This window comes from Alkaliphilus crotonatoxidans (assembly GCF_054658015.1).
Genome location: NZ_BAAHXS010000004.1, coordinates 79,121 through 93,026, shown reverse-complemented (window position 1 = coordinate 93,026; position 13,906 = coordinate 79,121). Strand labels below are relative to the sequence as shown.

The following is a 13,906-nucleotide window of genomic DNA, read 5'->3' as shown; positions in this document are numbered from 1 at the left end:
TATTTTTAATTTTTTCGTTATAATATTGAATAGCATCTAAAAATGATTAAGGAGGCAGGTAAGATGGTTAAAATCGAACACCTGACCAAAAACTACAATAAGGGGAAAATTAAAGCAGTTGATGACCTCTCGCTTCATGTAAAGCCCGGAGAAATTTTTGGTTTCCTCGGCCCTAATGGTGCTGGGAAAACCACTACGATTAAGATGATGGTGGGCCTTTTGAATCCAGATGGAGGTAAAATAGAAATTAAAGGCTATGATAATCAAAAAGACACCATTAATGCAAAGATTAATATTGGCTATGTGCCCGATAGTGCCAATGCCTATGAACGATTAACAGGGGTCGAGTATATTAACTTTATCGCCGATGTATATGGGGTGTCAAAGGAGGTCAGAAGAAAACGGATGGAATATTTTCTTGAGACCTTTGGACTAAATGATGCGGCCGGTGACCTGATTAAAAGCTACTCCCATGGGATGAAGCAGAAAATTGTGTTAACTGCTGCATTAATTCACAACCCGGCCCTATGGATTTTGGATGAGCCCCTGGTGGGATTAGACCCTAAGTCGGCCCATCAGCTTAAAATACTGATGCGAGAGCATTGTGACCAGGGAAACACCGTTTTCTTTTCCACCCACGTGTTAGAGGTGGCAGAAAAGCTTTGTGACCGAATTGGTATTATTAACCGGGGAAAGCTTATTGCCATTGGTACCCTTGAAGAGCTAAGGCAGGGAGATCAGGCCGAATCCCTGGAAAATATTTTCCTGGAGTTGACTGAAGATGAATAGAATGTTGTCATTAATTAAAACTAACCTTCGGGTAAACCTTGGCATTTCTGCCATTAAGTATTCAGCCAGAACAAACAAAAAAAAGCTGTTGAACTATGGCCTGGTTTTAATCGCAGTGGCAGTTGGAATTGGTTCCCTGATGGCCCTGTACAGTGTTTTAATGAATGAAATTTACTTTGCTGCCAGTCAATTAAATCAACCGGAGCTGGTAATTACGATTTCCTTTCTTGCAGCCCAGATACTGGTTTTGTTATTTGGATTTTTCTACGTAATGAGTGTGTTTTATTTTTCGCAGGATCTAGACCTTTTGGTGCCTTTGCCCCTACGACCCTATGAGGTTTTAGGAAGCAAATTTGTCGGGATTATGTTTTATGAATATTTAACCCTGCTCCCTATTTTGCTGCCGCCCCTATGGATCTACGGCAGGGGAACCAATCAAGGGATTATCTATTGGATCAAGGGACTGTTGGTGGCCTTAGCCTCCCCAGTGCTGCCCCTGGTGCTGGCAACCCTTATAGTGGTCATATTGATGCGCTTTATTAATCTGAAAAAGCGTAAGGATCTTCTGGCCGTATTAGGGGGGATTGCAGTATTTCTTTTTGCCATGGGCTTTAATCTCTTTGTTGGTAATCGACTAGAGGGGATGGATCAAGCCTATTTTCAAAGGCTCTTAAGCGGTCAGATGGACTTAATAAAGCTGGTGGGCCAACGGTTTCCTCCCAGCATCTGGGCGACCCTGGGCATTACCCAGGATGGAGCAATGGGCCTTGGCTACTTAGCCCTTTTTATGTTGGCTTCTGCATTATTGTTTTTATTCCTGCTCTGGATTAGCAACTTAATTTTTTATCGAGGTCTTCTTTCAGGCCAGGAAACAAATCGAAATCGCAAAGTCTTAACGTCAGAGGAGATCAATAAAAAATACAATCAAAGCAAAAGTCCTGTGATGGCTATCTTTTGGAGAGAGTGGAGATTGATGCTAAGGACCCCTGTCTATGTGTTGAATGGCCTGATAGGAGCCATCCTTGGGCCAATTATGATTATTTTAGTTCTTTTCAGCGGACAGCAGGAGGGTTTTCAACAGATGCTAATGCTGGTACACAGTATCCCCCCAATCTATCTTGTACTGATTGCCAGTGCCTTTATTATTTTCAGCAGCAGCATGAATGTGGTGGCGGCCACTACCATTTCAAGGGAGGGGAAGGATTTTTGGATTTCAAAAATGATTCCCATGGCACCAAGGAGTCAAATAAAGGGTAAGCTGCTCCATTCCCTGGCCATCAATTGTATAACAATTTTTGCCAGCCTGATTGCGTTGGTCGTAGTTTTCAGGCTTCCCCTGCAAGAGACCTTGATAATTTTAATCCTTAGCTTTTTAGGATCATTCCTGATGATACTGGTGGGAATCATCATTGATTTAATTAGGCCAAAGCTTGAATGGACCAATCCTCAGGAGGCTGTTAAACAGAACTTAAATGTTTTCTTTCATATGCTGGCCACAGCAGCCTTCCTATTGCTGTGCTTCCTGTTAACAAGGCTGCTATTAAAAACCAATGTGTCACCATTGGTGATTTATCTGATTTTTGCTTTAATTATACTGGGATTATCTATTATTGGCCTTTCCATGCTCTATAGATTAGCCGATAAAAAATATCAAAGACTTGAGGCATAAGAGAAAATTCCCATTGAAAAAAAGTGGTCTCCCTGCAAGGAGACCACTTTTCTAAAACAGCTGAATCTTTACAATTATGCATTGAGTATCTTTGATTCCTCTGTTAGAACCTCGTTCATACTGCCTGTACGATACCCCAATAGATCCAGGGTAACATAATCAAAACCAATTTCCCGCATATAGGTGCCAACTTGATCCATCAGGTCCAGATCAAAAAATCGTACCCGTTCGCCCTTCGCCACCTCAATACGGGCAATTTTCTCATGATGTCGTACTCGAATTTGCTTAAAGCCTAGATCCAGTAAGTATTGTTCTGCCAGCTCTACCATTTTCAGCTTTTCCATGGTTATTTCATTGCCGTAGGGGAATCGGGAAGAAAGACAGGCAAAGGCAGGCTTATTCCAAGTGGGAATACCCATTTCCTTTGATAATTGGCGAATATCATCCTTGGTTAGCTGGGCTTCCTTAAGGGGGCTGATCACCTTCAATTCCGAGGCAGCATGCATACCGGGCCGGTAATCTGAAAGATCATCAAAATTTGAGCCGTCCAATACGTGCTTTAGACCATGCTCCTGGGCCACTGATCGCACTTTGGTAAATAGCTCATGCTTACAATAATAGCAGCGATTCACGGGATTTTTTGAAAATCCATCAATCTCCAATTCCTCTGAAACTATCACCACATGCTTTACCCCAAAATCCCTGGCATATTGCTGGGCTTCCTTGAACTCCCTTTCAGGGTAGGTGGATGACCTGGCAGTGACGCCAATAACTCGATCTCCTAAAACATCATGGGCTACCTTTAATAAAAAAGTACTATCTACCCCTCCAGAAAAGGCGATGGCAGCACCTTCAAGGTTTTTCAAGATATCCTTTAGCTGGGTTAATTTTTGCTGAAGCTCCATATTTTTAATCCTCCTTTAAAAACGACGTAACATACCAAAATCTTGGTACTAGCTTACCATATTATCAAAATAGATTCAATTATTATGATTTAAACAATTGAAGAAAAAGTATAATATTAGGTAAAAAGTGAGAAAAAGGAGAAGGCAATGGCTGATGACAGGCCAGGCTGCATCAGACAAGTAGCTCTAAAAATAGCTCACGATTGATAAATATTATTTTAACCCTTCAAACAATATAGTATAATAGTCTGGTCTACAAATATTGTGAAGGAATGAGATAATGGAAATTAGATATATTGATCGGAAAACAGGAGAAAAAAGAATCGAAATGGTTCCCGGAGACAGGTTAATTCGATGGAGCTATGAAAGCAGCATTGGCAATAGCTTCTTAGAGCTGTTAATTAAAAAGCGATTTTTTTCTAATTTAATGGGGAGGTTTATGAATACGGCCTTGAGTAAAAAGAGGATAAAGGCCTTTGTTGAAAATCACGGAATCAACATGAAGGAAGCCCTTCAAGAAAATATTGAAGGGTACCGAAGCTTTAACGATTTTTTCATCAGAGAGCTGAAGTCTGCTGCCCGTCCCACAGACCCAGGGGCCCATCGGCTTGCTTCGCCTGCCGATGGGAAGCTTTTAGCCTACGACAATATTGATATCCATGGGCTTCTTCAGGTCAAGAAGATGGAATACTCGCTGGCAGAGCTGATTGGAAAGGAAGACCTGGCAGCAGAATATCATGGTGGGGTCTGTATAGTGGTACGGTTGGCTCCGGCAGACTATCATCGGTTTCATTTTCCTGACGACGGAATTCCCCAAAAAAGCATACCCATCAAGGGAAATTACTACTCGGTGAATCCTAGGGCCCTTAATAAAATCCCAAAGCTCTATTGTCAAAATAAAAGAGAACTGACTATTTTTGAAAGTAAACATTTTGGAAAAATATTATTGGTTGAGGTGGGAGCCACCGGGGTAGGCAGTATTGTACAAACCTATCAACCTGAAGCCATGGTTGAAAAGGGGCAGGAAAAGGGATATTTCAAATTTGGGGGTTCGACAACGATTCTGTTTATCAAAAAGGATCAGATAGAAATTGATGAGGATTTATTAAATCATACAGCCCAGGGCTATGAAACCAGAGTAATCATGGGCGAAGGCATTGGTACTGCCTTAAATTATCATCAAGTATAATGAATACATAAAAAATGACGACACGGGGTCGTCATTTTTTATGTATTATTTTTCTGTTACAAAGGTAGTGAACAGATCAGTTTTGGCTTTACAAACAGGGCAGTTATCCTTTAAATCACCTGTCAGCGTATAGCCACAGACATCGCAAACATGTACAGTATCAGCGTCGAAGTCTTTTTTAGCATCTACAGCAGCCTTGGCATCTGAGAACAGCTTGCTGTGACACCTTTCTGCCTCTAATGCAAATTGAAAGGTACGAATGCTGCCCTTTTCTTTTTGTAGCTCGGCCACAGCAATGAAGGCAGGATACATTTGTTCAATTTCATGGTTTTCTCCATCAATGGCACCCTGTAAATTTTCTGAGGTGGTGGTTAAACCAAAGCCAGCGCCGGCAGTAACAGATGCATCTCCAACTTCATTCTTTAATTCTCTGAAATGATTCCCTGCATGGATTCGCTCTGCATAGGCTACAGCCTTAAATAGGTTTGCTACATTGGGATAGCCTTCCTTTGCAGCAAATTCGCCCCACACTAAATAACGCATATGGGCCATACTTTCTCCGCCAAATGCAGATTTTAAATTAGATTCGGTCATGTGATTCATAAAAAAATTCCTCCCTTTAAAAATAAATCGACGCCAATCAATAGATCAAGTGGACGCCCTTATAACAATTACCCCCTATGGCTAAATTTAAACAAAGAATTTTATATCAGTATAAAGGACTTTTATATTCCAATATAGAAATTAAATAAATTACAGGGTCGAGCCTGTTGAAGGAAGATTGATGGGCGATAGGAGGCTATAAAAATGAAAAAGGATGAATTGACCACCCCAAGGGAGCAAATTTACATTGGAATCAAGAGAGCCCTTAAGCAGGGAGCCATTGGTGCACTGGGGGCCGGGGGAATTGGATTTATCTATGGCCTTGTCAGGAACCTTGACCCGGTTGGTGGTGCCATTAGGTTAATTTATATTCTGGGCGTATTGATGATCCTCCTTGCACTGTTCAGTGCCCCGGCTTTGTTTCAACTCTTTGAGGGCCGTAAACAGACCTATTCCAAGGAGGAAGTACAGCTTTCCATGAAGGAACGGAGAGAAAAAATGAGGAGGCAATGGGTAGCTTATTTAAGAGCCTTTGTGGTGCTTGCCATTGCTGCCCTGTTGGAAACCCTTAAATTTTATGTGTTTTAGGAGGAAGTCATGCTAATTAGGCAGTTAAAGGAAATAGATAAGCGTCACCTAAATCAACAGGTAGAAGTTGTTGCCATGGTGGTGGAGCTGAAAATTAAGACCACCAAAAACGATAAAAAATATGCAGATTTTACCCTTCAGGATGCCAGCAAAAGGGTAGAGGCAAAGTGCTGGGATTATGAAGAAAATCAAGATTTTCTGCAGGAATTGAGGGATAGTGAAATACTAAGGCTAACAGTGCTGGTAGGGGAATACCAGGGTCAACTACAGCTAACGGTGAAGCAGATGGCCAGAGTAGCAGAGGGCCAGGTGAAAGTAGAAGACCTGCTGCCGGTTAGTGATTGGGGAATTGAAACCTTGAAAAAGGGGCTGATTTATTTTTATGAAAAGGTGGAGGCGCCCCATCTCAGAGAGCTATTAGATCGGATGATTTTCAATGAGACCTATTTTGAAAAATTTATAACCTATCCTGCTGCCCGCCAGGTTCATCATAATTTTTATAACGGTTTGCTGCAGCATGTTTTAGAGGTGCTAAAGTTTTCATATTCTGTAGCTATGACCAAAAAGCTTTCCCAAAGACAGATAGACAGATTAATTGTCATGGGATTGCTTCATGACTGGGCTAAAATATATGAGTACAAGCCCCTACCAGCCATAGGCTTTACAGAGGAGGGTACCATGCTGGGGCATATTTTTTTAGGCGCCCATGAAACCCTGAATGTAATTAATCAAATAGAGGACTTTAATCAAGAGGATAAGCTCATTATTCTCAATGGCATATTAGGCCATCATGGTAAGCTGGAATATGGTTCCCCTGTGCTGCCCAAAACCGTAGAGGCACAAATTTTACATCATGCCGATAAAATGTCAGGGGACATCGAGAGCATTTTATCCTTTATGAAGGAGGAAGAAGCTAAGGAAGAGCCCTTTACAGGTAAGCTTTGGAACATGGGAACAGAATATTACAAAAAAGGATAAAGATCACCCGGCAGGCTGTAGCATTTTCCCAATTCAGTCTATGCTGGGTTTTTTGATTGATTATGATATAATTTACTTAATAAACCCTAAGAATAGAGGTGAGACAATGGGTGTAAAGTATATTTTGGGTAGAAGCGGAACGGGAAAAACCACCTACATATTAAAGGAAATCAGAGAAAAAATCATTGAGAAAAAACAGCAGAAGCTGATATTGTTGGTGCCGGAGCAGTTTACCCTGCAGGCTGAAAGGGATCTGCTGGAAAAGCAAGATCTAGAGGGAATCATGGAGGCAGAGGTGCTGAGCTTTTCCCGATTAGCCTACCAGGTGTTTAATGAAGTGGGGGGACTAACCCAAATTAATATAAATGATATTGGTAAAAACATGGTCATTAGAAAGCTGTTGGAGGAATTGGGTAAAGACTTGACCATCTATCAGAAAACTGCCAGGCAGGAGGGCTTCGTACTGAAAATAAATGAATTAATCAGTGAAATGAAGCAGCACGACATTTTACCCGAAGAGCTGAAGCTCTTAGATACCTTGAAGGAAGAACCTTTGCTAAGGCTAAAGCTAAAGGATTTTTCTTTGTTGTATGAGTATTTTAATCGCTATCTTGAAAATGCCTATCTTGATACCGAAGACCATATCAATTTACTAATTGAAAAAATAAAAGATACCAAATTCCTTAATGACGCAGAGATCTGGATTGACGGATTTCATTATATGACTCCCCAAACCCTGAGGATTATTGCCGAGCTGATGAAAAAGGCCCGGCAGATTAATATTGCCCTTACCCTTGATCCTAATCCCCATTCCCGGGAAGGTGACCTGTTTGCCGTGACAGAGGGAACCCTTAAGCAGATCAGACACCTGGCCCAGCATTTGGAAATCAGGGAGGAACAGATCATATTAACCCACCAGAAGGAAATAAAGCCGCCGCAGCTTGCCCATGTGGAAAGGGAAATCTATGCTTATCCCTATCGAAGCTATGAAGGTAGGGGGAATGAAATAGAGATATTTTCTGCAGCTAATCTTTATACAGAAATAGAGAAGGTGGCCGGTCAAATTCTTTCCCTGGTAAGGGATCAGGGCTATCGGTTTAAAGATATAGCCATCGTAAGCGGGGACTTAAATAGTTACAGCATGATTATTAAAAGGGTTTTTCAGGAATATGAAATACCATGCTTTATGGACGAAAAGCGGGACATCATGGATCATCCCCTGGTGGAGCTGATATTGGCCGCCATTGATATTGTTAGCCGGGGTTTTCAGTATGAGGATGTCTTTCGATTCCTTAAAACCGGCTTTAGTGATTTAAGTAAGGATGAAATCGAAGAATTGGAAAACTATGGGATTGCCTACGGCATAAGGGGCAGCCAATGGGAAAAGGAGTTTACAAAGGGACAGGATGAGGATCTAGGCCGTTTAAATCAAATTAGAAGTCAATTTTATCAGCCCCTGGGAACCTTTAAGGAGAATGTCAAAAAGGCAGGCAGCGTGTTGGAAATTACCAAAGGGCTATTTAATCTACTTCAGCAAATGAAAATGGAAGAAAAGCTGGAAGATTGGATTGAAAAGCTGAAGGAGCTGGGGCGCTATGACTCAGTTAATGAAAATACCCAAATATGGAATACTGTTATGGCGATTTTTGACCAGCTTTCCGAGATTTTAGGTGATCGAAAAATTTCCCTCAAAGAGTATAAAAAAGTACTGGAATCTGGTTTTGGTGCCTGTGAAATTGGGGTCATACCGGCCACCGTTGACCAGGTTTTGGTAGGAAACCTAGATCGTTCCCGAAGCCACGATATCAAAGCCCTTTTTGTAGTGGGAGTCAATGATGGTATCCTGCCTTCCCTGCGAGAAGAAGAAGGATTGCTGTCTGATCAGGAAAGGCAGCTTTTAAAGGAGCATGGTATTACATTGGCAGTCTATGGGGAAGGTAGGCTGGCGGAAGAAAAGCTTGCCATTTACATGGCCCTGTCTAAACCGAGCCAATACCTCTGGTTGAGCTATGCTGCTGCAGATCAAGAGGGAAGGGCCCTAAGGCCATCTATTATCATTGATCGCTTTAAAAAGCTGTTTCCTAAAATACATATCAAAAGTGATCTGGTTAAAGTAAGTCAAGATTCTATCAATTATGTGGCTACTCCCACCAGTACCTTCAAATATTTGGTCGAAAATATGCGGTTGAAGCTGGATGAAAAGGAATGTTCTGACCTGTGGTGGAAGGTATTGGCCTGGTATCATGATAATCCAGAATGGCATAAGCGAAAGGATTTAATGGTTAAGGGCCTGTTTCATGAGAATCAGATTCATTATATACCCAATACCAAGGCCAGGGAGCTTTATCAGACTCCTATCCATACCAGCATCTCGAGGCTTGAGCGATTCTCAAACTGTCCCTTTTCCCATATGGTGGCCTATGGCTTGAAGCCCAGGGAACGAAAGGAATATCAGCTGAAAAGTCCAGATATTGGCAGGTTGTTTCATTATTCCCTGGAGCTTTTCGGCAGATACCTTCAGGCCGAGAGGCTGGAATGGAGAGAGCTTGAAAGACAGCAATGTGAGCAGATTGTTGATACCCTCATCGATGGAATTTCTGAGACCTTTGAAAATGGTATATTAAACAGCACCCATCGTTACCGGTATATGGTAAATCGATTAAAGCGCATTAGTAAGCGGGCCCTATGGACCCTGACAAACCATCTGAAAAGCGGCAATTTTAATCCCATGGGCCATGAAATACAGTTTTCAAACCAAGAGGGAGCCACCCTTCCGGCTATTATCATCGAGCTGGAGGATGGGGAGGAGATATTTTTACAGGGCGTAATTGACCGGGTTGATGTCTATACCGATGAAACAGGGCAATATATCAATATTATCGACTATAAATCTGGTAATCGGGATTTTAGTCTGAGTGATGCCTATTATGGTCTGCAGCTGCAGCTATTGGTCTATATGGATGCAGTACTTTCAGTTGAGTCCTTTAAAAATGTTAAGCTCTACCCCGGAGGAATATTCTATTTTAAAATTGATGATCCCCTGATTAAAACCACTGATCTGGCCTCAGAGCATATTGAAAGGGAGATAAACAAGGCCCTGAAACTAAGGGGAATGGTACTTAAGGACCTGAAGGTTATAAAAAATATTGATATCGATATAGACGGCAGCTCAGATATTATTCCCGTCAGGCTTAATAAAGGTGATGAAATCTCAAAGACCTCGTCGGTTCTAACGGCAGAGGACTTTCGATCTATGCTGAATCATATTCGACATATTATCAAGGAAATTTCCAGGGAAATATTGAAGGGGAATGTCAAAATTTTGCCCTGTAAGAAGGGAAAGCAGGTATCCTGTCAATATTGTCAATATCAGTCCATTTGTCAATTTGACGGCCTGTTGGAGGACAACGTCTATCGGATTATAAAGGAACTGAAGGATGAGGAAATACTGGACAAGCTAAAAATAGAAGGAGAGGTGTTGGCGGATGCCTAAATGGACACCGGAGCAGCAGGCGGCGATAACATCTAGAGGGAGTAATTTATTGGTGGCCGCCGGGGCAGGTTCTGGAAAAACAGCGGTTTTGGTGGAACGGATTATACGGCTGATCATTGATGATGAAGTCAATATAGATGAACTGTTAATTGTTACCTTTACCAATGCAGCTGCCGGAGAAATGAGGGAACGGATTGCAGCAGCCATAGTCAGGGAGCTGGAAGGTAACCTTGAAAAAGAAGGCCATATACGAAAGCAAATGACCCTGCTGGGCCGAGCCACCATTGCCACCCTCCACGCATTTTGTATTGAGGTGCTGAAGCGGAATTTTCACCTCATTGATATTGACCCGGCCTTTAGGATTGGAGATGGAACAGAAACCTCAATACTACAGGCTGAGGCCCTGGATGAGCTACTGGAAACAGAATATGAAATGGCAAACCCCTGCTTTTTCAACCTGGTAGAGGCCTTTGGGGGGAATCGAGAGGATACTCCCCTTAAGGAGCTGATTTTAAAAATATACCATTTTGTACAAAGTAAGCCCTATCCTGATCAATGGCTTCAGGAGCAGGTAAAGTACTTTCAAATGGATTTAATCGAGCTGGAAAAAAGCCATTGGAGTCACGTCATCAGAAGCAATATAGCCATTCGTTTGGAGGGGGCCAGGGAGCTGTTTCAATTGGCAAAATCCCTTTGTCAAAGACCAGGTGGACCGGCAGTCTATCTGACAGCCCTGGAGGAGGATTTAAAAATCATTGAAGACCTAGGGACTTCCCTAAGGGAAGGACTTACTCAATTGTATAGGGCCTTAATGAATATTAAGCACAAAAACCTGGGGCGAGCTTCCCGTGAAGACGATGAAGCTCTTAAGGAAGAAATTAAGTCCCTGCGGGATCAAGGAAAAAAGATATTAAGCAAGCTGAAGGAGGATTACTTTAGCCTTTCTCCCGAAGATTACCAGGAAGATTTGAACCGGATGGCCCCGGATATGGAATATTTAGCAGACCTGGCGAATCGCTTTAGCCTGGCCTACCGGGAAAAAAAGCTGGAAAAGGGAATTGTTGACTTTAATGATTTAGAGCATTATGCCTTAAAAATACTGGAGGACCCCCTGGTGGCCAGGGAATATCAAAATAAATATCGGTATATTTTTGTTGATGAGTACCAGGACAGTAATATTGTTCAAGAAACGATCATTAATAGAATAAAGAGGAAAAACAATCTATTCCTGGTGGGGGATGTTAAGCAGAGTATTTATCGATTTCGACTGGCTGATCCCGGCCTGTTCATAGAAAAGTATGAAGCCTTTCAAAAAGATTCCACAGCCCTTAACCGAAGGATAGACCTGGCAAAGAATTTCAGAAGCAGAGGTGAAATCTTACAGGCGGTCAATTATGTTTTTAAAAATATCATGAGTAAAACCCTGGGAGAGGTCGATTATACTCCCGAAGCCTACCTTTATCAGGGAGGCAGCTTTATGCCCCTGGATGAAAACCCTGTAGAGCTGCACTTAATTGAAAAGGAAATTGAGGCGAGGGAATTGGACGAGGAGCTGGAGCTGCTGGAGGACATAGAGGTAGAGGCGAGGATGGTGGCTTCAAGAATCAAGGAGCTGTTAAAGGAAGAAATCTTTGACTCCCGACAAAATACTTATCGTAAAATTGATTACCAAGATATCGTAGTACTTTTGAGAACCACCCAGGGGTGGGGAGAGATTTTTTTAGAAACCTTTACGAGGGAAGGTATACCAGCCTACGCAGATGCTAATACAGGCTATTTTGAAACCATTGAGATCAACTTATTTATGAACCTGTTGAAGGTTTTAGATAATAAACGACAGGATATCCCCCTTATTAGTGTCATGCGATCCCCCATGGGTGCCTTCACTACCGAAGAGCTAATTGATATTCGAATTGCCTTCCCCAGAGGCAGCTATTTTGAAGCCATTAATCAATATGTACAGGAGGCCCAGGGGCCCCTTCATGATAAATTAAAGGACTTTATTGACAGGCTTGCTCAATGGGCAGAAGCCGCCCGTTATATGAAGCTGGAGGAATTTATTTGGAAGCTGTTAATGGATACAGGCTTTTACCACTATGTGGGGGCCATGCCCGGAGGTCAGCAGAGACAGGCAAACCTGAGGATACTACTTGACCGTGCCAGTCAATTCCAAAAAACCGCTATTAAGGGCCTCTTTAATTTCATTCATTTTGTTACTAAGATCCAGGGCAGTAAAGGGGACATGGGATCAGCCAAAATACTGAATGAAAATGATAATGTTGTCAGAATGATGAGTATTCATAAAAGTAAAGGGCTGGAATTTCCAGTTGTAATTCTAGCAGGAATAGGGAAAAATTTCAACCTGAGGGATACCAATGACCGAATCCTTTTACACCGGGAGCTGGGTCTGGGGCCATCGTTTATAGACACTGACCTGCGGGTCACCCGGGATACCCTTGCAAGAATTGCCATGAAGGACCAAATCAAGCTGGAAAGCCTATCAGAAGAAATGCGGGTACTATATGTAGCCCTTACCCGGCCCAAGGATAAGCTGATTTTGGTGGGTTCTGGTAGAAATCTTCCTAAGCTCTGTAAAAAATGGAGTCAGGGAAGCAGTACCTATCGGTTGTTTTCCAGCAAATCCTACTTAGAATGGTTGATTTCCGTTTTAATGCTTCATCCCCAGGGGGAACCCCTCAGAAGCCTGGCGGAAGCTACGGTGGATGGCAGTCAATTGCCCCAGGAGGAATCCCAATGGAAAATTAAAATCATTCATCGAGGCAGCTTGAAAATTGAAGAGCAGGAAAAGATTCACCTAAAGGATCAAATGATGGAATGGCTCGAGAATCCACCAGCTGATACAAATTCCCGGGAGTATAGAGAGGTAAACAGACGTTTAAATTGGGTTTACCCCCATCGGGAGGCCCTGTATATTCCTTCAAAGCTATCGGTAACCGATATCAAGCTGGCACAGTTTAGAAGGCTTGAAAGCCTGGGACATAAAATACCGCCTCTGGTGAAAATGCCGAAGTTTATTGAAGACAGCAAGGAATTTACAGCGGCTGAGAAGGGAACCATTTTGCACTTTGTCCTACAGCATTTAGATTTAAAGAGGGTTGAAAGCATCGAAGTAATTAAAGAACAATTGGGTGAGCTTCAGGATCGGGAGCTGTTGACAGGACAGGAGGCCCATACGGTGGTTCCGGAAAAACTGCTGTCCTTCTTTGAATCTGATATTGGAAAACGAATGTTAAGGGCAGAAAGGGTCTATCGCGAGGTACCCTTTAATATCAAAAAACGTGCAGGTGACGTAATTGAAAATTTAAAGGATTCCAATGAAATCCTGTTGGTACAGGGAATAATAGACTGCTATTTTGAAGAGGCAGGGGGGCTGGTGCTGTTAGACTACAAAAGTGATTTTGTATTGGGGGAAGATCGGCGTAATATTAAAGCCAGATACCTTACCCAGCTGCAATTATACCAGGAGGCTCTGGAAAGAATAACGGGTCAGGCTGTGCTAGAGAGATATCTTTATCTTTTTTATACTGATGAAGTATTAAAGCTTTAATGGCAGACTTTATTTTTTCTCAAACTGACTTTTAGATTTCTTCATAATTGGGTATCTTAAAAAAAGAAAATGGTGTGTACATGAAATTAGGTTGATTGAAATTATAAAATAAAGAAAAGAGGGA

The 13,906-nt window shown here is 42.2% G+C and carries 9 protein-coding genes; 7 read left to right on the top strand and 2 right to left on the bottom strand.

What is annotated here, in order from left to right; genetic code table 11:
* Positions 1 to 63 precede the first annotated feature (63 nt).
* Both ACYQ1I_RS02875 and ACYQ1I_RS02870 read left to right on the top strand, forming a co-directional pair.
* Positions 64 to 789, top strand: a complete 726-nt coding sequence (locus ACYQ1I_RS02875; protein WP_459762279.1) for an ABC transporter ATP-binding protein — start codon at positions 64 to 66, stop codon at positions 787 to 789.
* A complete protein-coding gene (locus ACYQ1I_RS02870; protein ID WP_459762277.1) occupies positions 782 to 2,458 on the top strand; it encodes a putative ABC transporter permease subunit in 1,677 nt (558 codons plus the stop codon). Before ACYQ1I_RS02875 ends, ACYQ1I_RS02870 begins: the two co-directional genes overlap by 8 nt.
* A 74-nt stretch (positions 2,459 to 2,532) precedes the next feature.
* Here the strand turns inward: ACYQ1I_RS02870 and larE are convergent, their stop codons facing one another.
* Positions 2,533 to 3,363, bottom strand: coding sequence for an ATP-dependent sacrificial sulfur transferase LarE (larE, locus tag ACYQ1I_RS02865; protein WP_459762275.1), 831 nt, complete (start codon positions 3,361 to 3,363; stop codon positions 2,533 to 2,535).
* 280 nt (positions 3,364 to 3,643) lie between these two features.
* On the opposite strand from larE, the gene ACYQ1I_RS02860 reads away from it, so the two are divergent.
* Positions 3,644 to 4,552, top strand: coding sequence for a phosphatidylserine decarboxylase (locus ACYQ1I_RS02860; RefSeq protein WP_459762273.1), 909 nt, complete (start codon positions 3,644 to 3,646; stop codon positions 4,550 to 4,552).
* A 45-nt stretch (positions 4,553 to 4,597) separates the two neighbouring features.
* Here ACYQ1I_RS02860 and ACYQ1I_RS02855 read toward each other — a convergent pair whose 3' ends face one another.
* Positions 4,598 to 5,155, bottom strand: coding sequence for a rubrerythrin family protein (locus ACYQ1I_RS02855; protein ID WP_459762271.1), 558 nt, complete (start codon positions 5,153 to 5,155; stop codon positions 4,598 to 4,600).
* A gap of 204 nt (positions 5,156 to 5,359) precedes the next feature.
* On the opposite strand from ACYQ1I_RS02855, the gene ACYQ1I_RS02850 reads away from it, so the two are divergent.
* The 4 genes from ACYQ1I_RS02850 (at position 5,360) to addA (ending at position 13,782) form a co-directional block, all read left to right on the top strand.
* Positions 5,360 to 5,743, top strand: coding sequence for a hypothetical protein (locus ACYQ1I_RS02850; protein ID WP_459762269.1), 384 nt, complete (start codon positions 5,360 to 5,362; stop codon positions 5,741 to 5,743).
* A 9-nt stretch (positions 5,744 to 5,752) separates the two neighbouring features.
* A complete protein-coding gene (locus ACYQ1I_RS02845; RefSeq protein WP_459762267.1) occupies positions 5,753 to 6,721 on the top strand; it encodes a 3'-5' exoribonuclease YhaM family protein in 969 nt (322 codons plus the stop codon).
* A gap of 106 nt (positions 6,722 to 6,827) precedes the next feature.
* The gene (addB, locus tag ACYQ1I_RS02840; protein ID WP_459762265.1) at positions 6,828 to 10,214 is read left to right on the top strand and encodes a helicase-exonuclease AddAB subunit AddB; all 3,387 of its coding nucleotides are present in this window, start codon (positions 6,828 to 6,830) and stop codon (positions 10,212 to 10,214) included.
* The gene (gene addA / locus ACYQ1I_RS02835; RefSeq protein ID WP_459762263.1) at positions 10,207 to 13,782 is read left to right on the top strand and encodes a helicase-exonuclease AddAB subunit AddA; all 3,576 of its coding nucleotides are present in this window, start codon (positions 10,207 to 10,209) and stop codon (positions 13,780 to 13,782) included. The genes addB and addA overlap by 8 nt, the downstream gene beginning before the upstream one ends.
* Positions 13,783 to 13,906 lie beyond the last annotated feature (124 nt).

Coding starts and splice junctions, on each gene's coding strand:
- ACYQ1I_RS02850 (WP_459762269.1), top strand. CDS start 5,360: ATGAAAAAGGATGAATTGACCACCCCAAGGGAGCAAATTTACATTGGA.
- ACYQ1I_RS02870 (WP_459762277.1), top strand. CDS start 782: ATGAATAGAATGTTGTCATTAATTAAAACTAACCTTCGGGTAAACCTT.
- larE (WP_459762275.1), bottom strand. CDS start 3,363: ATGGAGCTTCAGCAAAAATTAACCCAGCTAAAGGATATCTTGAAAAAC.
- addB (WP_459762265.1), top strand. CDS start 6,828: ATGGGTGTAAAGTATATTTTGGGTAGAAGCGGAACGGGAAAAACCACC.
- ACYQ1I_RS02845 (WP_459762267.1), top strand. CDS start 5,753: ATGCTAATTAGGCAGTTAAAGGAAATAGATAAGCGTCACCTAAATCAA.
- ACYQ1I_RS02875 (WP_459762279.1), top strand. CDS start 64: ATGGTTAAAATCGAACACCTGACCAAAAACTACAATAAGGGGAAAATT.
- ACYQ1I_RS02860 (WP_459762273.1), top strand. CDS start 3,644: ATGGAAATTAGATATATTGATCGGAAAACAGGAGAAAAAAGAATCGAA.
- addA (WP_459762263.1), top strand. CDS start 10,207: ATGCCTAAATGGACACCGGAGCAGCAGGCGGCGATAACATCTAGAGGG.
- ACYQ1I_RS02855 (WP_459762271.1), bottom strand. CDS start 5,155: ATGAATCACATGACCGAATCTAATTTAAAATCTGCATTTGGCGGAGAA.